This is a genomic window from Streptomyces sp. NBC_01260, assembly GCF_036226405.1.
In the GTDB taxonomy this organism is placed as follows: domain Bacteria; phylum Actinomycetota; class Actinomycetes; order Streptomycetales; family Streptomycetaceae; genus Streptomyces; species Streptomyces laculatispora.
In genome coordinates this window covers 3,708,321-3,725,714 of sequence record NZ_CP108464.1, presented here as the reverse complement: position 1 = coordinate 3,725,714, position 17,394 = coordinate 3,708,321, and the positions used below count along the sequence as shown (strand labels likewise).

General features: G+C 71.7%; 21 protein-coding genes and 4 pseudogenes. 17 read left to right on the top strand and 8 right to left on the bottom strand.

What is annotated here, in order from left to right; translation table 11 throughout:
• Positions 1-74 precede the first annotated feature (74 nt).
• Complete coding sequence (locus OG322_RS16475) at positions 75-401, top strand: DUF3099 domain-containing protein (RefSeq protein ID WP_123460671.1); 327 nt, start codon at positions 75-77, stop codon at positions 399-401.
• Between the two features lie 13 nt (positions 402-414).
• Here OG322_RS16475 and OG322_RS16470 read toward each other — a convergent pair whose 3' ends face one another.
• Positions 415-777 (bottom strand): DsrE family protein, encoded by a 363-nt coding sequence (locus OG322_RS16470; protein WP_123460672.1) that lies wholly within the window; start codon positions 775-777, stop codon positions 415-417.
• 181 nt (positions 778-958) lie between these two features.
• On the opposite strand from OG322_RS16470, the gene OG322_RS16465 reads away from it, so the two are divergent.
• The 6 genes from OG322_RS16465 to ygfZ all read left to right on the top strand — a co-directional run bounded on the left by OG322_RS16465 (position 959) and on the right by ygfZ (position 5,831).
• On the top strand, positions 959-1,756 hold the full coding sequence (locus OG322_RS16465) for a hypothetical protein (protein WP_241200091.1): 798 nt from the start codon (positions 959-961) through the stop codon (positions 1,754-1,756).
• Positions 1,753-2,592, top strand: a complete 840-nt coding sequence (locus OG322_RS16460) for a hypothetical protein (RefSeq protein WP_241200236.1) — start codon at positions 1,753-1,755, stop codon at positions 2,590-2,592. Before OG322_RS16465 ends, OG322_RS16460 begins: the two co-directional genes overlap by 4 nt.
• Complete coding sequence (locus OG322_RS16455; protein ID WP_123460675.1) at positions 2,589-3,482, top strand: hypothetical protein; 894 nt, start codon at positions 2,589-2,591, stop codon at positions 3,480-3,482. Before OG322_RS16460 ends, OG322_RS16455 begins: the two co-directional genes overlap by 4 nt.
• Positions 3,483-3,744: 262 nt before the next feature.
• Positions 3,745-4,317: an FABP family protein gene (locus tag OG322_RS16450; RefSeq protein ID WP_123460677.1), complete on the top strand. Its 573-nt coding sequence runs from the start codon at positions 3,745-3,747 to the stop codon at positions 4,315-4,317.
• 74 nt (positions 4,318-4,391) lie between these two features.
• On the top strand, positions 4,392-4,838 hold the full coding sequence (locus tag OG322_RS16445) for a Fur family transcriptional regulator (RefSeq protein ID WP_123460678.1): 447 nt from the start codon (positions 4,392-4,394) through the stop codon (positions 4,836-4,838).
• Positions 4,839-4,862: 24 nt separating this feature from the next.
• A complete protein-coding gene (gene ygfZ / locus OG322_RS16440; RefSeq protein WP_123460679.1) occupies positions 4,863-5,831 on the top strand; it encodes a CAF17-like 4Fe-4S cluster assembly/insertion protein YgfZ in 969 nt (322 codons plus the stop codon).
• A 34-nt stretch (positions 5,832-5,865) separates the two neighbouring features.
• Here the strand turns inward: ygfZ and dtd are convergent, their stop codons facing one another.
• Positions 5,866-6,315, bottom strand: a complete 450-nt coding sequence (dtd, locus tag OG322_RS16435; RefSeq protein ID WP_123460680.1) for a D-aminoacyl-tRNA deacylase — start codon at positions 6,313-6,315, stop codon at positions 5,866-5,868.
• Positions 6,316-6,431: 116 nt separating this feature from the next.
• Between dtd and OG322_RS16430 the strand changes: the two genes are divergently transcribed.
• The 8 genes and pseudogenes from OG322_RS16430 (at position 6,432) to OG322_RS16400 (ending at position 11,635) form a co-directional block, all read left to right on the top strand.
• Positions 6,432-7,055: an RsiG family protein gene (locus tag OG322_RS16430; protein ID WP_185095341.1), complete on the top strand. Its 624-nt coding sequence runs from the start codon at positions 6,432-6,434 to the stop codon at positions 7,053-7,055.
• A 46-nt stretch (positions 7,056-7,101) separates the two neighbouring features.
• The gene (locus OG322_RS16425; RefSeq protein WP_123460681.1) at positions 7,102-8,088 is read left to right on the top strand and encodes an asparaginase; all 987 of its coding nucleotides are present in this window, start codon (positions 7,102-7,104) and stop codon (positions 8,086-8,088) included.
• A gap of 94 nt (positions 8,089-8,182) precedes the next feature.
• Positions 8,183-9,436 carry a GNAT family N-acetyltransferase gene (locus OG322_RS16420; RefSeq protein ID WP_329306588.1) on the top strand — a complete coding sequence of 418 codons (1,254 nt, stop codon included), beginning with the start codon at positions 8,183-8,185 and terminating at the stop codon, positions 9,434-9,436.
• A gap of 78 nt (positions 9,437-9,514) precedes the next feature.
• On the top strand, positions 9,515-9,859 hold the full coding sequence (locus OG322_RS16415) for a GNAT family N-acetyltransferase (protein WP_266411381.1): 345 nt from the start codon (positions 9,515-9,517) through the stop codon (positions 9,857-9,859).
• Positions 9,819-10,130 (top strand): annotated as a pseudogene (locus tag OG322_RS41555) (helix-turn-helix domain-containing protein); the annotation flags it as partial. The gene OG322_RS16415 and the pseudogene OG322_RS41555, both read left to right, overlap by 41 nt.
• Positions 10,131-10,139: 9 nt before the next feature.
• Positions 10,140-10,700 (top strand): annotated as a pseudogene (locus tag OG322_RS16410) (transcriptional regulator); the annotation flags it as partial.
• A 210-nt stretch (positions 10,701-10,910) separates the two neighbouring features.
• Complete coding sequence (locus tag OG322_RS16405) at positions 10,911-11,375, top strand: hypothetical protein (RefSeq protein ID WP_329306586.1); 465 nt, start codon at positions 10,911-10,913, stop codon at positions 11,373-11,375.
• A complete protein-coding gene (locus OG322_RS16400) occupies positions 11,372-11,635 on the top strand; it encodes a DUF7848 domain-containing protein (protein WP_329306585.1) in 264 nt (87 codons plus the stop codon). Before OG322_RS16405 ends, OG322_RS16400 begins: the two co-directional genes overlap by 4 nt.
• Before the next feature lie 288 nt (positions 11,636-11,923).
• Here OG322_RS16400 and OG322_RS16395 read toward each other — a convergent pair.
• The 4 genes and pseudogenes from OG322_RS16395 to OG322_RS16380 all read right to left on the bottom strand — a co-directional run.
• Positions 11,924-12,085: pseudogene (locus tag OG322_RS16395) on the bottom strand (ABC transporter permease); the annotation flags it as partial.
• Between the two features lie 94 nt (positions 12,086-12,179).
• Positions 12,180-13,340, bottom strand: coding sequence for a PP2C family protein-serine/threonine phosphatase (locus OG322_RS16390; protein ID WP_123460688.1), 1,161 nt, complete (start codon positions 13,338-13,340; stop codon positions 12,180-12,182).
• 181 nt (positions 13,341-13,521) lie between these two features.
• Positions 13,522-13,677 carry a hypothetical protein gene (locus OG322_RS16385; RefSeq protein ID WP_260146746.1) on the bottom strand — a complete coding sequence of 52 codons (156 nt, stop codon included), beginning with the start codon at positions 13,675-13,677 and terminating at the stop codon, positions 13,522-13,524.
• A pseudogene (locus tag OG322_RS16380) lies at positions 13,670-14,458 on the bottom strand (ATP-binding cassette domain-containing protein); the annotation flags it as partial. The gene OG322_RS16385 and the pseudogene OG322_RS16380, both read right to left, overlap by 8 nt.
• A gap of 147 nt (positions 14,459-14,605) precedes the next feature.
• Here OG322_RS16380 and OG322_RS16375 point away from each other — a divergent pair.
• Together OG322_RS16375 and OG322_RS16370 are read left to right on the top strand one after the other, a co-directional pair.
• On the top strand, positions 14,606-15,424 hold the full coding sequence (locus OG322_RS16375; protein WP_329306584.1) for a TetR/AcrR family transcriptional regulator: 819 nt from the start codon (positions 14,606-14,608) through the stop codon (positions 15,422-15,424).
• A gap of 25 nt (positions 15,425-15,449) precedes the next feature.
• A complete protein-coding gene (locus OG322_RS16370) occupies positions 15,450-16,121 on the top strand; it encodes a TetR/AcrR family transcriptional regulator (RefSeq protein ID WP_124284626.1) in 672 nt (223 codons plus the stop codon).
• A gap of 64 nt (positions 16,122-16,185) precedes the next feature.
• Here the strand turns inward: OG322_RS16370 and OG322_RS16365 are convergent, their stop codons facing one another.
• Complete coding sequence (locus OG322_RS16365) at positions 16,186-16,701, bottom strand: DUF2199 domain-containing protein (RefSeq protein WP_443066547.1); 516 nt, start codon at positions 16,699-16,701, stop codon at positions 16,186-16,188.
• Positions 16,702-16,893: 192 nt separating this feature from the next.
• The gene (locus OG322_RS16360) at positions 16,894-17,382 is read right to left on the bottom strand and encodes a pyridoxamine 5'-phosphate oxidase family protein (RefSeq protein ID WP_123460692.1); all 489 of its coding nucleotides are present in this window, start codon (positions 17,380-17,382) and stop codon (positions 16,894-16,896) included.
• Positions 17,383-17,394 lie beyond the last annotated feature (12 nt).

Here is a 17,394-nt window from a genome sequence, read left to right as displayed (position 1 = left end):
TTCGTGCCGTTCGGGCCGCTGCCCCGTGAGGTCCAGGACCGGCTGGGCAAGCCGATCGGGCCTACGCTGGATTTATGTACGCCCGACGCCGTCGCGCATATTTTCTGATGATGGGCGGATGTCTCGTCCTCTTCGTCTCGGCCTGGGCCTTCGTGAGGCTCTGGTCGATTCCCGCCGCCATCAGCATGTGTGTGATCGCCATGGTCATCCCGCCCGTCGCGGCGATCGTGGCCAACCGGAAGGGCCCGGAGGACCGCTGGTGGGACGATCCGCCGCCGGGCCCCCGCGATCGGCCGGGCAAGCAGGGCCCCCGGGACCGGCCGGGCAAAGTGAATCCCACCGGCGACCCGGAGTCCGACGATTGGTGGGACGAACTCGACGGCAAGAAGCGCCGCCGGTGAGGGACCGGCTCCTTCAGTAGACGAGGGCCTGGACGCCGTCGGCCATGATCTCGCTGACGAAGACCTGGGCGCCGGCGATCCGTACGCCTTCCAGGACGTCCTGCTCGGTGATGTCGCGGCGGGCCGCGCACTGGGTGCAGAGCGTGATCAGGCCGCCCGCCTGAATCGACTCGATCAGATCCGGCAGCGGCGCCGAATGCGGCAGTTCGAACTCGGCGGCCCGCCCCGGCAGCGCGAACCAGGCGGATTCCCCGGTCAGCCACAGCGAGACCTCCACGCCGCTGGCGACGGCGACCGCCGCCACCGTGAACGCCTGCGAGCAGCGCTCGGCGGAGTCGGCACCTGCGGTCACCTTGATCACGAGCTTCTTCGGCATATGCCGAACTGTAATCCTCGCCCGCACAACCTCGGCGGTGAGTGGCGGGTCAGTTGGATGCGCAGGTGACGGAATCTGCGCCTCAGGTCTCGTGGGGGGACCCATTTTGAATCCGAAAGACACCAGTCCCGACGGGCCGGCCGAGCCGTCCGTCCGGGACGGGGCAGTGGTTCCGGCGGTTGTGGCAGCGCCTCTTGCGGACGCGCCCGCCGGGGAGACGCGCGTCCCGGACCCCGGCGCGGTGAAACGGCGCCCGCGCGGGCGTACGGCTCTGATCATCGCCGCCGCCGCGGTGCTCGGCATCACCGGCGGCGCCGCCGTCGGCTACGGCGTACAGGCGGGGCGGGCGCCGACCCCGCTGACCGCGCTGTCGCAGCCGGGTCTGGCGTACCCGGCGAAGGCGCTGGCCGCGGACCGGGTGCCGGACCCGCTGCCGGCCGCGCAGGACCGCAGGGTCCGGACGGACGGCGATCTGCGCAAGCTGCTCATCCCCAGGCCCGCGGGCTGGAGCGAGAACAAGGACATGGGCCTCGTGCGGGACGGCTGGATGGGGGTGGAGGACTACGTGCTCGGCTTCACGAACGAGGACTTCATGTTCGGCCGCCTCCTGGAGGCCGATGTCCGCCGTGTCGCGGCTGCTGCCTGGAAGAAGGGCGAGTACGGCAAGGCCAATGTCTGTCTCGTGCAGTTCGGCTCCGGTGTCAACACGTCAGCCGCCGACCACGCCGAGGACCAGCGCGCGTACATGTCCGGCGACGAGGACGGCGCGGGCAACGACGGCAACGCGATCAAGGGCAGCCTCAGCGGCCGCTACTACGTGTACAAGGCCGAACTGAAGCCGGGCTACATGCCGCTCTACCGGGCCAGGGCGGTCTTCTACCGCGGCGACGTCATGGCCGAGATCAATCTGATCGACACCCGTCCGATCAGCAAGAAGGACATCCGGACGCTGGCCGAGCGACAGCTGGAGCGCCTGTGAACGACGACGCCACCACCCCTGCGCCGCTGCCCGAGCCCGGTCCCGGGCCCGTTCCCGATTCCGCACCCGTTCCCGGTCCCGCCCCGGCCCGGAGGGGCAGGGCGCGCCGGGTGATCCTCGCGACGGTCCCCGTCGTGCTGGTGCTCGCCGCTGTCGCCGGCGCAGCCGCGTGCACGAAGGCCACCGTCGACGGCGCCGACCGTACGGTCACGACCCGCCTCTGGGCGCGGTCCGCGCACGGCCCCGGCAAGGACCCGGCCGGCGACGTCTCCCGGGGCCGGGCGTCCACGGAACTCAGCAAGCTGCTGCTGCCGGTCCCCGACGGATACCGGCTCGGCCCGGACCACGGGGCGCACGGCAACGACAGCGAGCTCAGCAGCCGCGAGGCCACCGCCGAGATGAAGGCCGGCAGCCGCGGGCTCGCCGGCAAGCAGCGGCGGGAGCTGGAGAAGCGGATCGACAAGCTCCACGTCCAGGGCCTGGCCATCCGCACCTACGCATCGGACGGGAACGACCTGATCGTCAGGACCGAACTGGTGCGGATGAAGGACGAAAAGGCCGTCCGGGACCTCTACGTCTTCCGGACGGGACTCTTCGACGCCGCCGGCCTCCTCCGGGACGGGCCGGCGGTCGGCGGCCACAAGAAGAACGCCAAGTGCTTCCTGCAGCCCGAGGACAGCGAGCTCAAGATCGAGAGCATGTTCTGCATGGCGTACGACGGCGAGACGGTCCTCACCTTCTCGGCTTCGGGTCCCACACCTGTCGACACGTCGTCCGTCGCCGGACTGGTGAAGGACCAGCTGGACCACATCACGTCCCCGGGGGAGTACGTATGACCGAGCAGACGGCCGCGCCCGCCGCCGAATCCGCGCCCGAGCCGGCCGGCGCCACCCCCGTAACGCCTCCGCCCGTGCCGATCCCGCCCATGCCGCCGCTGCCCCCGTCGCCGCAGCACCCGGCGCCCCGGCCCCCGCGCCGGGTGCTGCGGGCCGTGGCCCGGTGGACCGTCGCGGTGCTGGTGCTCGGCGGGCTCGGTGCGGGTACGGCGTACGCCATCACCTCGGCCGAGCGCACCGACGTGCCGGGGCTGGCCACGAAGGGCGACGGGCGCTGGGACTTCCCCCGGCTGAGCCTGCCCGCGCTCCCGGCCGGCGCGCCGCGCCCGTTCAGCGACGGCAACACCGCCGAGATCCACCACGCCGACCTGCGCCGCCTGCTGCTCCCGGCCCCGGCCGGAGCAACGGCCGACGAGAAACTGACCGGCGGCTGGGTCAGCACGCGACAGTTCGTCTCCGAGTACGAGAAGGACTCGCGTGCCGGTATCGGCGACCAGCTGAAGGAGTCCGCCCTCCGGCACATCGCCGCGCGCGGCTGGACCATGCCGGACGGCACGTCGAGCCGGATCTACCTGCTCCAGTTCAACTCGGCGGGCTATGCCGAGGCGTTCCACGACGACCGCTACATCGGCGCCACGGTGGGGGATCCGCTGATCGGCGCGGCTCAGATGGACCTGGACGAGACCTGGTCGGGCGGCGGGAAGGTGGAGAGCACCTCGTCCCACGTGGCCCGTGAGCCGAAGCCCTTCGGAGCCTCCCAGGTCCGGCAGGCGTACCTGGTCGCCGGTGACACCGTCGCCCTGATCTTCCAGTCCCGCCCGGGAGCCGGGGGGACGGAGCGCATCCCATTCCACCAGACGGTGATCCTGCAGAATCAGCTGCTGGGCTGACCGCCCCGCGGCAAACCCCGAACCGACGGGCCGGGCCCCCACCCATTAGGCTGGGACCCGGCCCGTACTGCTGCCATACCGCTCGTTCAAGGAGCTCCCGTGCTTGAGGCATTCTTCACCACCCTGCTGGTCCTGGTCTGTGTCGGCACCCTCGCCTTCGCCGGCCTGACCGTGAAGAAGCTGTACGAGGGTCAGCGCTGACCCCTCAGCTCCACGCGCGCCCCTCCCTGTCCTCCCGCCTCACAGATCGTCTGAGCCGCTCATGATCGAGATTCCGTCCGACCTCCACCCGGACCTCGTCCCGCTGGCCTTCCTCCTGGGCAACTGGGCGGGCGCGGGCGTGTCCGACTTCCCCGGCGCCGAGAAGTGCAACTTCGGCCAGGAGGTCTCCTTCAGCCACGACGGCCGGGACTTCCTGGAGTACGTCTCGCACTCCTGGGTGCTCGACGCCGAGGGCGAGAAGGTCCGGCCGCTGGAGTCCGAGTCCGGGTACTGGCGGATCGACAAGGACCGCAAGGTCGAGGTCGTGATGGTCCGCGACCAGGGCGTCATCGAGATCTGGTACGGCGAGCTGGGCCACCAGAAGCCGCAGATCGACCTGGTCACCGACGCGGTGGCCCGAACCGCGGCCTCCGGCCCGTACAACGGTGGCAAGCGGCTCTACGGCTACGTGAAGAGCGACCTGATGTGGGTCGGCGAGAAGTCCACGCCCGAGGTGGAGCTGCGGCCGTACATGTCGGCGCACCTGAAGAAGGTCGTCACCCCTGAAGAGGTCGCCGCGATGGCGAAGAGCCTCGGTGACCTGCCGGACGACGGGATCGCGTTCTTCAAGTAGCCGGTGCGCGGTGCCTGAGAGTTGTCCCGGCATTCCGCTGGGTGCGGCGGCCGCCCGGACCTACACTGGGGCCTGTGGTGAGCACCGACTGGAAGACCGATCTTCGGCAGCGCGGCTACCGGCTGACGCCGCAGCGGCAGCTTGTCCTGGAAGCCGTCGACACGCTGGAACACGCGACGCCCGACGACATCCTCTCCGAGGTGCGCCGGACCGCGTCCGGCGTGAACATCTCGACCGTCTACCGGACCCTGGAGCTTCTGGAGGAGCTCGGCCTGGTCAGTCACGCCCATCTGGGCCACGGAGCCCCGACGTACCACCTGGCCGACCGACATCACCACATCCATCTGGTCTGCCGGGACTGCGGAGACGTCATCGAGGCCGATGTCGGCGTCGTCGCCGAGTTCACCGAGAAGCTGCGCGGCACGTTCGGGTTCGAGACGGACATGAAGCACTTCGCGATCTTCGGCCGCTGCGCGGACTGCGCGGCGAAGGCGGCCGAGCAGTCCGCGAACCCGGCCTGAGGGGCCGAGTCGTACGCTGGTCGCATGAAGAGCCCCCTGCTGTCCCTGCCCGGCGCCGTCCCCGCCGAGGGCTGCGACGAAGGCGTCGCCGCGCACTACGGCGACCTGTTCCGCGAGCAGCGTGCCCTCGCCGACGGCTCCGGCCTCGTCGACCTCTCGCACCGCGGCGTCGTCACCGTCACCGGGAGCGACCGGCTGGCGTGGCTGCACCTCCTGATCACCCAGCACGTCACCGACCTCGCACCGGGACAGGCCACCGAGTCCCTGATCCTCACGGCGAACGGGCACATCGAGCACGCCATGTACCTCGTCGACGACGGCGAGACCGTGTGGATGCACGTCGAGCCGGGCACGCAGGGCGAGCTGATCGCGTATCTGGAGTCGATGAAGTTCTTCTACCGGGTCGAGGTCGCCGACCGCACCGAGGACTTCGCGGTCGTGTATCTGCCGGCCGGTTCCATCGCCGTGGTGCCGGACGGAGTCACCGTACGGGAGACGCCGTACGGCCGTGACCTGTTCCTGCCGCGGTCCGGCCTGGAGGCGTACGCGGCGGAGCACGGCCCGGTCGCCGGGGTCCTGGCCTACGAGGCGCTGCGCATCGAGGGCCACCGCCCGCGCCTCGGTTTCGAGACCGACCACCGCACCATCCCGCACGAGCTGGGCTGGATCGGCACCGCCGTCCATCTCCAGAAGGGCTGCTACCGGGGCCAGGAGACCGTGGCCCGGGTGCAGAACCTGGGCAAGCCGCCCCGGCGCCTGGTCTTCCTGCACCTGGACGGCAGCGAGGTCATGCTCCCCGGGCACGGCACCCCGATCCGGCTCGCCGCGGACGGGGCCGAGGGCCGTCAGCTCGGCTTCATCACCAGCTCCGCCCGCCACCACGAGCTGGGGCCGATCGCCCTGGCCCTGGTGAAGCGGAACGTGGCGGTGGACGCGGAGCTGCTGGCGGGGGAGAACACGGCGGCGGCCCAGGAGACGGTCGTCGAGCCGTAGCCCTCCGGCCGCGTCCCCGCCTGCCGCCGCCGGATCAGACCTCGACGATGACGGTGAACGGGCCGTGGTTCGTGAGCGAGACCCGCATGTCCGCCCCGAACCGGCCCGTCTCCACCTGCGCCCCCAGCGCCCGCAACCGCGCGATCACCTCGTCGACCAGCGGCTCGGCGATCTCGCCGGGCGCGGCGGAGTTCCAGGTGGGCCGGCGGCCCTTCCGGGCGTCCCCGTAGAGAGTGAACTGCGAAATCACCAGAAGTGGCGCATTCACATCGGAGCAGGACTTCTCGCCCTCCAGGATGCGGACCGACCAGAGCTTGCGGGCGAGCTGCGCCGCCTTTTCCGGGGTGTCCCCGTGGGTGACTCCCACCAGCACACACAGGCCCTCGCCGACGATTTCGCCGACCACCGCGGGGCCGCTGCCCTCGCCGTCGGCGTCGGCCACCGTGACGCTCGCACCGTCCACCCTCTGTACCACTGCACGCATACAGACCAACCTATCTTGGGCTGAACGGGTACAGAGCATCTCCACCGGCACCCTCGGAGTGGCACGATGCTCGGAGGCGGTGCGCCGACGCACCGGTCGAGGGGATGGACACAAGCATGAGCACCCATGGAACCGGGCAGTCCCCGGGCACCGTGCCGGTCACGCGTGCCGGCGTCAACAGCAGTGCAGGTACGAGTACGAGCACCATGCGCCCACCCGTGCAGCGGACCGGACAGGGCTCCGACGACGGTCCGGCCGCGCTCCCGCCCGAACTGGGCGCGCTGCGGCTGCCGGAGCTGCGTACACTGCGCCGCGACTCGCAGCGCGACGAGGCCGACCTCAGCTATGTGCGGCGGCTGGTCCAGGGGCGCATCGACATCCTGCGGGCCGAGCTGGCCCGGCGGCGGGACCCCGAGTCGCCGGTGGTGGACCGGCTCTCGGAGATCCTCGCCGACGCCCCGTCGCTGCACCGCTCCTCCGCCCGGCACGTCACGCTGAGCACCCCGCGCAGCGACGAGTACCGGCAGCTGGCCGCCGAGACGCTCGCCGAGGTCGAACTCTCCGACCTCGACGCCCGGACGGACGAGGAACTGCACACCGCGATGGGACGCCTGGTCCGCTACGAACAGCAGGTCTCCCGGCGCCGTCACCGGCTTCAGCGCACCGCGGACGACTGCAGTGCGGAGATCGCCCGCAGGTACCGTGACGGGGAAGCACAAGTAGACGACCTGCTCGCCTGAGGCAACCCCTCCGGGGGCGGGTCCCGCCCGTCCCCGGAAGGCCACCATGACCTCCAGCACCACAACTCCGTCCGCCATATCCGGCCCGACAGCCGCTCCGCCGGTGCTGGCCGAGGTCGTACGGTCCGGTTTCGTCGAGGGCCACCATCGCGGATCACTGGTCGTCCTGGCCGCCGACGGCAGCGTCGAGATGGCCCTGGGCGATCCGTCGGCGCCGGTCTTCCCCCGGTCGTCCAACAAGCCGATGCAGGCCGCGGCCGTGCTGCGGGCCGGGCTGGACCTGTCGGGGGAGCGGCTGGCGCTGGCGGCCGCGAGCCATGCGGGCGAGGGTTTCCACCTCGATCTCGTACGCAAGATGCTCACCGAGCACGGGCTGTCGCCCGACGATCTGCAGACCCCGCCCGACCTTCCGCTGGACCCGGCCGAGGCGGAGACGTATCTCGCCGCGGGCCACGTCCGGGAGCGGATCACCATGAACTGCTCGGGCAAGCACGCGGCGATGCTCGCGGTGTGCTTGCACAACGGCTGGGACCCGGCCACCTATCTCGACCCGGCGCATCCGCTCCAGCGCCTCGTCCACCAGGTGGTCGAGGAGGCGGCGGGCGAACCGGTCGCCGCGGTCGGCACGGACGGCTGCGGGGCGCCGCTGATGGCGATCTCCCTGGTGGGTCTCGCGCGGGCGTTCCGTACGTTCGTCACGGCGGCACCGGGCACGGCGGAGCGCCGGGTGGCGGACGCGATGCGCGCCCACCCCGAGTACGTGGCGGGGACCCGCCGCCCGGACACCTGGCTGATGCGCGGGGTGCCCGGCACGCTGTCCAAGATGGGTGCGGAGGCGGTCCAGGCGGTGGCGCTCGCGGACGGCAGGGCGCTGGCCTTCAAGATCGACGACGGCTCGGCCCGGGCGCTCGGCCCGGTCCTGGCCCGTGCGCTGGGACTGCTCGGGGTGGACGCCCCGGTGGTGTCGCGGATCGGCCGGGCGCCGCTGCTGGGCGGCGCCGCGGAGGTGGGGGAGATCCGGGCGGCGTTCTGACCCGGCGCACCTCCCGGTTCCGGGCGCCGTTGCCGGTCCCGTACAGCGGGAAAAACGGGCGACAACCCGAACAGCGGTGTCTAGCGTGGAGCGCATGAACAGCCTTGAGGCCCGTACCGTCACCGAGTCCGAGTTCGCCGACTGGCTGCGCGCCCTGAACACCGGATTCCTGCGCCCGCCGACCCCCTCGGACGAGGAGGTGGCCGGACGGCTGCCCCATATGGATCTGGCCCGCATCCAGGGGGTGTTCGACGCCGGGCGGTGCGTGGCGACGTTCCGTTCGTTCGCGCAGGAGCTGACGGTCGTCGGCGGGGCGACGGTGCCGACCGACGCGGTCACCAACGTCACCGTGACGCCCACCCACCGCCGCCGCGGACTGCTCACCCGGCTGATGGCCGCGGACCTGGCGGCGGCCAAGGAGCGCGGCGACGTGGCCGCCACCCTGATCGCCGCCGAGTACCCGATCTACGGGCGGTACGGGTTCGGGCCCGCGACCTGGACCACCGAGTGGGAGATCGACATACCGCGGGCGGGCCTCGACCCCCGGCTGTCCGGTACGTCCGAGCGCGGCGGCGGCCGGATCGACCTGGTGGACGGCGCGGAGGTACGCAAGCTGGGGCCGGCCCTCCACGACCGGCTGCGGGCCCGGCAGCACGGGGTGGTGAGCCGCGGCGACCGCTGGTGGGACCTGACGACCGGCAACGCGCTCTTCCCGAACGACCACTGGACCGAGCCGTTCCACGCCGTCCACCGTGACGCCGAAGGCACCGTGGACGGCCTCCTCGTCTACCGCGCCGACGATCACTGGGGCGATGCCAAGCAGCCGCTGAACCGGGCGACGGTGCGCAGCATGATCGCGACGACCCCGGCGGCGGAGCGGGCGCTGTGGCACTTCCTCTGCTCGGTCGACTGGGTCACCACGATCCGCACCGGCAACCGCGCCCCCGACGACCTGCTCCCGCTGCTCCTCCCGGACCCGCGCGCGGCCCGCGTGGTGACGCAGGCGGACTTCCTGTGGGTGCGCCTCCTGGACGTCGTACGCGCACTGGAGGCCCGCACCTACGCCGTCCCCGGCTCCCTGGTCCTGGACATCCACGACGCCACCGGCCTCACCGCGGGCCGCTTCCACCTGGACGCCTCCCCGGCCGGCGCCACCTGCGCCCCGACGACGCGCAGCGCGGATCTCGCGCTGGACGTACGGGAATTGGGGACGCTCTACCTGGGCGACGAGTCGGCCCTGCGGCTGGCGGCCCTGGACCGCATCGAGGAGCTGACCCCGGGCGCGGCGGCGCTGGCGGACGGGGTGTTCCGGGCGGGGCGGCGGGCCTGGTGCCCGGACGTGTTCTAGCCTCTGCGACCGCGTGTGGCGTGGCGGCTGCCGGGAAACCGGTGTGACCGGCCATGCCCGCCGGGGGAGACTCGCGGCATGCGCGATCGTGTAGATGCCTCCTCGGGCCTGGTGCTGCGGAGATGGAAGGCCGAGGACGCCCCGGCGGTGATGACCGCGTTCGCGGATCCGCTCATGCGGAGCCAGTCCAGCGAGCCGATTGATTCCGTCCGGTCTGCCGAACGGTGGGTGGCGGCTCGTGGTGATCAGTGGGCTGCGGGCTCCTCCCACTCGTTCGCCGTCGTCGATGGCGGTGGCCTCGTTCTCGGCCAGGTGTGCGTCGGCCCGGTGGATCGGCGTCACGGCACGGGATGGGTGTCCTACTGGACGGCATCAACGGCTCGTGGCTCCCTCATGGATTTGGTCGAGATCGTCGAACCGTGACCGCAAAGTGACGGTCTCACCGGGCGTTCAGGTGGCGCCGTTTGCGTACCCAGGTGGCAGTTGCCCGGTACGGTTCGAGCGGACGCCCCGAACGGAGCGCTATGCCGCCCCCCAGCCCGGTTCGGTAGGCCGCCGCATTGCGTACTACCGCAGTGTCGCCCGACCGAAGTTGACCCAGCAGCAGCTCGCCGACCGCGCGAGCGTCGCACTCGGCACCATCCGCAAGATCGAGCGTGGAGAGCGCGGCGTCACTGACCGCACCCTTGATGCCATCGCCGGAGCGCCCCGAGCCCACATTTCAGGGCTTCGTGCACTGGAGCAGGCCATCGACGCCTGCCCAGGGCCTGTCAGTACGGAGGCGATCGCAGCCCGTGGGGCACTTCACATGCGGGCGGCCGTCATCGCAGGGCGGGCCGGACGCACCGATGCCGCCGACGCGCACCTGACCGAAGCGCGCACGCTGGGAGACCGCGTGCCTGAAGGCGTCTACCGAGGGACCGCGTCCGGGCCGGACAGCGTCCGCGTCCATGAGGTCAGCGTCGCAGTCAGCCTCGGAGACGACCACGTACAGCACGCCTTGGACGTGGCTCGTGAGTGGAAGCCGCCGCCCGGCCTGCCGGCCGAACGGCGCTCCGGCTTCTACATCGAGCTGGCCCGCGCGCAGCTGTGGGGCGGGCTCATGGACGACAGCTTCGAGTCGCTGAAGGCCGCCCGACGGATCGCACCGCAGCACACCCGCGAGCATCCGTGGGTGCGAGAGGATGCCGCTACGCTGCGCCGGTTGAAGCGCGCGGACTCGGAGACGCTGACGAACTTCGCGGAGTGGTGCCACCCGGCCTGACGGGAGGTACCCCTCGCCGGGGTACTTGGGCCACGTGCTGCGGCCCATGATCTGCCCTGTCGGACAAGCGGGCAGATGGGGCCAGTCATGAGCGAGTCAGCAGCCAGTCCCTTCCCTCTCGTCGGGGAGTCGGTCAGCCCCGCGCGGTTGTGCGGTGAATCGTGTCTCTCCTGCCGATCGGTGGCCGCGACATTGCATGCCGCTGGAACGGTGACGCTGCCCGGTCGCGAGCGCCTCAGGCCGATCGTCACCTGCGGCTGCCGCGCCGGTGCCACGCCGGGGCCCGTGCTGCCGTGGCTCCCGCCGGACGGCATGGCGCGGACGGTCGGGGCCGGTGAGCACTGGGACGCGGTACGTGTGCCGTTCAGCCTCGGCCGTCCGGCAGTCGAGGCGCTGGGCGGCGACTGCGGTGCGGTGATCAGCGACTCGTGGTCCCGCATCCTGCACTTCCTGACCACGGCAGGTGCGACCGCGGGCTGGGAGGTGCAGGGCACCGTCCCCTGCGGGGTCACTACCTACGTCACGGTGCCGCCGCTGAGCGCCACGGACACCCGTCTGCACTGGCTCCGGCCGCCGACATCCGGCCGCGTCGGCATCGAGCCCGTAACGCTGCGCGCAGCCCTGGCCGCGTCGACGGCGCTCATGCTCGGCCCGAGGGCGGGGCGACTCGCGTGACGATCCGATCAGTGATCCGTATGGCGGACTGGACGATCAAGGGGGACCGTACCCCTGGCGCCTCGGGCCCTGTGTACGAGGTGGAGTGCACCACCTGCCTGGAGGCGTCCGACGCCGACGAGCGACCGAGGCCGCCCGAGGACTGGGCGCTGCGTCATACCGGCCACAACCCTGGCCATCGCGGATACCGCGCGATCATCATGTCGTTCCTCCGTGTCACCCCTGCCCCGGGCAACCCGTTGCACCAGGAGGCACCATGACAGATGTGCCCACGACCACCATCGCTGAGAAGCGCGTGCGGTCATGAGATGCGTTGACTGCGACCAGGTGATCACCGGCACGTACGTGGTGGTCGCGTACGGCGACTCGATGTCAGCGGCCCGACAGGACTCGTACGCCCATCCGCCGCGAACCCCGGAGTGTCTGCCCCGCACCCGGAAGCGGCTGGCGTTCCGGCGGAAGCTCGACGACAGCCACGACCTCGGCCGACGTCAGCGCTTAACTCCCGCTCGTAGGCGCTCGACGAGCAACTACGGACGGCCCCGTGGTCACCGTGTCCGCACGCTGAACAGCACGCCCGGCAGTGCCATCGCCGCCAGCAGTATCCCGGCGGCCCAGGTCAGCGCGATCCAGCGGGAGTTGCCCACCGGCTGGTCCAGCAGGAGGCCGCGCAGGGACTCGATGGCCGGGGTGACCGGCTGGTGGTCGGCGGTTTCGGCAGCTCGGACCAGACCTCTCATCGGATCAAGATCACGAGCTTCTGACCTGAAGCTTTGCGCTAGTTGGCACTTGGTTCACTGTTCGTTAACGGCACCCCCAGTCGAGGCACAGCACGGTGGCGTCGTCGGCCAGGTGGCCGTTGCCGGCGTCGGTGACCGCTGCTGTCAGGACACGCACGACCTCTCGGGGATGTTCGGAGGCGGTGTCGCGTATGAGGCCGGGCAGGTCGACGGACTCGGCATGTTGTTCCTGCATGCCGTCGGTGTAGAACAGGAGCCGGTCGCCGGGGCGCAGGTCGAGGTCCTGTACGTGGTAAGCGGTGCTTCCGGGGGCGCCGAAGAGCAGGTCGATGTCCAGGCGTACCTCGTGCACCGTGCCGTCGCGCAGGAGCAGTGGCCAGGGGTGTCCGGCGTTGACGAGCTGTGCGCCGGTTCCGTCGAGGGCGATGCGCAGGAGCTGACCGGTGGCGAGGGTGTGGTGGCCGTGGTCGAGGAGGGCCTGGTGGATCTTGTGGGCCTGGCCGGCGAGGTCGGCGCCGTCGCGGCGGGCGCCGCGCGAGGCGTTGACCAGGAGGGTGGCCATGAGGGCGGCGTTGACGTCGTGGCCCATGGCGTCGGTGATGGACAGGTGCAGGGTGTCGTTGTCGAGGGTGTAGTCGTAAGTGTCCCCGGCGGCGTCGTCGGCGGGGACCAGGGTCGCGGCGAGCACGAACTGCGCGGCTTCGCAGGAAGGTGCGCTGGGCAGGAGCTGGCGCTGGATCTCGGCGGCCAGGGTGAGCGGGGTGGCGCGCTGGCCCCACCGGTAGAGGTCGGTGAAGCGGCGGTCGGTGACGATGATGTATGCCAGTGCGTGCGCGGCCTCGCGGACCTCTTCCAGGATTTCCTGGCTGACGTGCGGCAGGGACAGCTCCAGGACGCCGATGGTGTCGCCGCGGTTGGTCACCGGGGCCAGTAGCCGTTTTCCGTGCCCGGCGTCGGGGGCCTGCACCAGTTCCTGGGTGCGCAGCACTCGGTCGTAGACGCTGCCGGCCAGCCGGATCCGGCCGGCTTGGAGGGCGGCCTGCGAGGCGATCGTCTCGTCGATGCGCACCATCTGCTGGCCGACGAGGTCGACGAACAGGAACGACACCGCCCGCGCGTCGAACCGGTCGCGCAGATTGCGCGCCACCACGCCGAGAGACGCCCCGGGCGCCGCGTCCTCCGCCGCGGCGAGCACCTTGTCCAGTCCGAAGGGGTCACCCGGCATCGTTGCCTCCCCAGCGTCCTCGTGCGCAAGTCCCGGCGGGCCGCCGGCACCGTCCGCACTCGATCACACTGCTTCCAGGTTGCGCCCTTGCACGGCAGCACGCGAGTCCCAGTCCCTCGCCTACAGGACCCCCATCAGCGTGCGGAAGGTGCCTCACTTGCCTGTTCGGCATCTGGGCCGACTACCAGCAGTGCAGCATCAGCGAGGTGACGAGGGCGTCGGTGTTGCGCCTGCTGATGCGCAGCGAACGGGCGGTCATCGTGCCCGCGTGGACGAGCGGGGCGCGGACCGCGGACGGGGGCCGGGCCGGGGCGGTGGTGGCGAGGGCTTCAGGCATGGGCGGCCGGTGTCTCCTTCGTCGCGGTCAGGGCCAGGAAGACGTCGTCGAGCGTGGTGCTGTGCAGGGTGAACCGCTCGATCTCGGTGCCGGCCGGGTCGATCTCGTCGAGCAGCGCCCGCACCTGGGCCGTGGAGCCGTCCGTCGGCAGCCCGAGGGTGAGGGTCGCGGGCGCGTGGTGCACGGCGCGGTGGGTGAGCCGGAGGTAGCTCGCGCGGTCGGCCATGACCAGGTCCAGGCGGTGTCCCCCGACGCGTGACTTCAGCGCGTCCGCGGTGCCCTCGGCGACCTTGCGGCCCCGGTCGAGGACGGCGATGCGGTCGGCCAGCCGGTCGGCCTCCTCCAGGAACTGGGTGGTGAGCAGCACCGTGGCGCCCTCGGTGGCGAGATCGCGGACCACCTGCCAGAGCTCCTGCCGGCTGCGCGGTTCGAGACCGGTCGTCGGCTCGTCGAGGAAGAAGGCCTCCGGCTGCGGGCTGCCGACCAGACCGGCCGCCGGGTCGAGCCTGCGCCGCATCCCGCCGGAGTACGTGCGGACGGTGCGGCGGGCGGCTTCGGTGAGGCCGAAGCGTTCGAGAAGTTCGGCGGCCCGCAGGCGCGCGTCCGCCCGGGAGCGGTCGGCCAGCCGGCCCATCATGCGCAGGTTCTCCTCGCCGGTCTGCGTCTCGTCGACGGCGGCGTACTGCCCGGTGAGGCTGATCGCGCGGCGCACCCGGCTCCGGTCGGCCACGACATTGTGCCCGGCGACGCGGGCCGTGCCGCTGTCGGCGGTGGTGAGCGTGTGGTCAGTCCGTGGGCCTCGATCATGGCGGCCGGGGGCATGGGTGTGCCTGGCGGCATGGGTGCGCCCCTTTCTGCGTATTGAATACGCGTTATTGTGTAAGGGTTACGCATAACTAGGATGACCGTCAAGGGAAGGAGGGTTCAGGTGACGGAAGAGAACGGTTCGCCGGGCGGCGCGGACCTGCCGGTCAGCATCGAGGCCGCCTGGGGGCTGCGGGCGCGCCCGGTGAAGGGGCCCAAGCCGGGGCTCAGCCTGGAGCGCATCGTGGACGCCGCGGTGGCGGTGGCGGCGTCCGAGGGGCTCGGCGGGGTTTCCATGGGCCGGGTCGCCAAGGACCTCGGCGCCTCGACGATGTCGCTCTACCGGTACGTGGCCGCCAAGGACGAGCTCTACGTGCTCATGCAGGAGGCGGCCCTGGGCCCGCCGCCCCCGCTGCCCGCCCTGGAGGAAGGGGCCGGCTGGCGGGAGGCGCTCTCGCAGTGGGCCTGGTCGCAGCGCCGGGTCTTCCACCGCAACCTGTGGATGCTCCGCATCCCCATCTCGGGACCGCCCGCCAGCCCGCACTCCGTCGCCTGGTGGGAACAGGGCCTCCAGGCCCTCGAAGGCAGCGGTCTCGGGCCGGGTGACGCGGTCTCCGTCATCCTCCTGGTCGGCGGTTTCGTGCGGAACGAGGCGCTGCTGATGGGCGATCTGGACGCTGCCGTCGAGGCGCGCGGCGTACCGGCGCAGGAGGTGATGGAGAGCTATGCCCGCACGCTGAACCGGCTGGTCGACCCCGAGCGCCATCCCGCGCTCTCCCGGCTGATGGCGTCCGGCGTGATGTGGGGCCCGGAGGAGCCCGACCACGAGTTCCGCTTCGGCCTCGAACGGGTGCTGGACGGGATCGACGCGCTGGTCCGGGAGCGCGGGCGGGATCAGGGCTCACCGGGAAGGGCGCGGGCGGTGGACGTCAAGTCCGGTTGAGGTCAAGGGCGTACGCTTCGTGGTCATGAGCGGAGAGAAGCCCAGGTCCGGCGCGGCGGCGGACGAGGACGCGCCCCGTGGGCCGAACGCGCCGATGAGTCTGCGCGAGCGGAAGAAGCAGCTGACGTACCAGGCCGTCTCCGACGCCGCGATCGCGATGTTCCTGGAGCGCGGCTTCGACAAGGTCTCGGTGGCGGAGGTCGCGGCCGCCGCGGACATCTCCAAGCCGACGCTGTTCCGGTACTTCCCGTCCAAGGAGGACCTGGCCCTGCACCGGTTCGCCGACCACGAGGACGAGCCCGCCCGGGTGGTCGCCGCCCGCGCCGACGGCGAATCCCCGCTCGACGCGCTGCGGCGCCACTTCCTGGACGGCCTGGAGCGGCGCGACCCGGTCACCGGCCTCTGCGACGTGCCCGAGGTGCTGGCGTTCCACCGGCTGCTGTACGGGACGCCGTCCCTGGTGGCCAGGCTCTACGCGTACCAGGGCCGCTCCGAGGCCGCTCTCGCCCGCGCCCTGGGTGACCGGGTGCCCGATCGGCTGGCGGCGGGCCAGATCGTCGCGGTCCTGCGCATCCTGGCCCTGGACAACTGGCAGCGGATCAGCGCGGGGCGGAGCGCGGACCAGGTGTACGGGGGTGCGGTCGAGGCGGCGGAGCTGGGGTTCGCGCAGCTGCGGTCGGGGCTGGGGGAGCGGTAGGCGGTGGCCGCGGTCCAGGGCCCGTGCGGCGGATCGGGGCCCGGCGGGACTCCGCGGACGCGGGCTAACTGTCCTCGGCGTGCTGCACCGCTTCGGCTATCTCCCGCACCCGGCCGAGCGTGATCCCGTTCCGCTGCTCCACGGCCAGCGGATGGTCGGTGGGCTCCAGCTCGATGAGCGGGCGGCGGCCGATCGGGCGGGTGTGCGCGTTGGTCCTGAGGTTGGTCGTACGGGGGGAGTAGAGCCCCAACTCGGTGGTCAGCCAACCGAAGTACGGCTTCTCGGACTCCCGGCCCGGGGTCTCCCACACATCGAGGGCGCGGCCGAAGTTCTCCCGGCTCAGTGACACCCAGACGCCCCAGGAGAACGGTTCCTGGCTGCCCGCCACCGGTATCTCGATCAGGCCCTTGATGAAGTAGTGCTCGTGCCTGACGATGCACTGGTCCGTCGAGAGCATGCTGTCGGGGTCGCTCTCCAGGCTCGCGTCCCAGACGTCGGGTGCCATGGTGGAGTACCCCATCGGGAGTTCCGTGTGGTGTCCGCCGCAGCGGGAGCAGGTGAAGCCGGGGTCGGGTGCCATGGGCGGGATCCTAGAGCCTCTCCGCTGCGCGCCGGTGCTCCACGGGCCGCCCGCGGTGCCCGGCGGCCCGTCACCCGGACCTGCACGGGCCGTCACGGCCTGCCGCCGGAGCCGGTGCCGGAACCGGCTCCGGACGCGGGGTGGCGCTGTGCCGTCCCGCGTCCTGCGGCGACGGCGCCCGTACCGCGCGGGTCACTGCGCCGCAGGCACGTCCAGCGCGGTTCCGTAGAGCCGGGAGACGCGGAGCCGGATCACCACGCGCCGGTCGGCGACCACCTGGGACAGGAAGGCCGCCTCCTCGGCGGGGTCCTCGAAGCCGGGGGTCATGGAGAGCAGTTCGCGGCTCACCGCGTCACCGGGCCCGGCGGCCGGTTCCGACACCTCGGCCTCGCCCTCGGCGACCGCGAAGGAGAACACGTCCGGACCGCTGACGTGCAGCGCGGCGTGCGGATCGGTGCGGAGTCGGCGGGGCTTGAGGCGGTCGGCGGTGCTGGAGACGCGCACCACGCGCTCCGCGGCGTCCCAGGCGTAGAGCACGGTCGTCAGGTGGGGGTGCCCGGTGCGCCGCACGCTCGCCAGGACTCCGAACTGCCGCTCCCCGAGCAGCCGGGACAGTTCGGCGTCGGTGAGCACGCGCGGGGCGGGGCCGGTGCCGGGGCCGGAGGGCTGCGAGGCGGACATCGGACTCTCCTG

Excerpts from the sequence above, each read along its gene's own strand:
- OG322_RS16470 (WP_123460672.1), bottom strand. The coding sequence starts at position 777 with ATGCCGAAGAAGCTCGTGATCAAGGTGACCGCAGGTGCCGACTCCGCC.
- OG322_RS16415 (WP_266411381.1), top strand. The coding sequence starts at position 9,515 with ATGCGCGATCGTGTAGATGCCTCCTCGGGCCTGGTGCTGCGGAGATGG.
- OG322_RS16455 (WP_123460675.1), top strand. The coding sequence starts at position 2,589 with ATGACCGAGCAGACGGCCGCGCCCGCCGCCGAATCCGCGCCCGAGCCG.
- OG322_RS16360 (WP_123460692.1), bottom strand. The coding sequence starts at position 17,382 with ATGTCCGCCTCGCAGCCCTCCGGCCCCGGCACCGGCCCCGCCCCGCGC.
- OG322_RS16425 (WP_123460681.1), top strand. The coding sequence starts at position 7,102 with ATGACCTCCAGCACCACAACTCCGTCCGCCATATCCGGCCCGACAGCC.
- OG322_RS16420 (WP_329306588.1), top strand. The coding sequence starts at position 8,183 with ATGAACAGCCTTGAGGCCCGTACCGTCACCGAGTCCGAGTTCGCCGAC.
- OG322_RS16390 (WP_123460688.1), bottom strand. The coding sequence starts at position 13,340 with ATGCCGGGTGACCCCTTCGGACTGGACAAGGTGCTCGCCGCGGCGGAG.
- OG322_RS16365 (WP_443066547.1), bottom strand. The coding sequence starts at position 16,701 with ATGGCACCCGACCCCGGCTTCACCTGCTCCCGCTGCGGCGGACACCAC.
- ygfZ (WP_123460679.1), top strand. The coding sequence starts at position 4,863 with ATGAAGAGCCCCCTGCTGTCCCTGCCCGGCGCCGTCCCCGCCGAGGGC.
- OG322_RS16370 (WP_124284626.1), top strand. The coding sequence starts at position 15,450 with ATGAGCGGAGAGAAGCCCAGGTCCGGCGCGGCGGCGGACGAGGACGCG.
- OG322_RS16430 (WP_185095341.1), top strand. The coding sequence starts at position 6,432 with ATGAGCACCCATGGAACCGGGCAGTCCCCGGGCACCGTGCCGGTCACG.
- OG322_RS16450 (WP_123460677.1), top strand. The coding sequence starts at position 3,745 with ATGATCGAGATTCCGTCCGACCTCCACCCGGACCTCGTCCCGCTGGCC.
- OG322_RS16385 (WP_260146746.1), bottom strand. The coding sequence starts at position 13,677 with ATGCCTGAAGCCCTCGCCACCACCGCCCCGGCCCGGCCCCCGTCCGCG.
- OG322_RS16475 (WP_123460671.1), top strand. The coding sequence starts at position 75 with ATGTACGCCCGACGCCGTCGCGCATATTTTCTGATGATGGGCGGATGT.
- dtd (WP_123460680.1), bottom strand. The coding sequence starts at position 6,315 with ATGCGTGCAGTGGTACAGAGGGTGGACGGTGCGAGCGTCACGGTGGCC.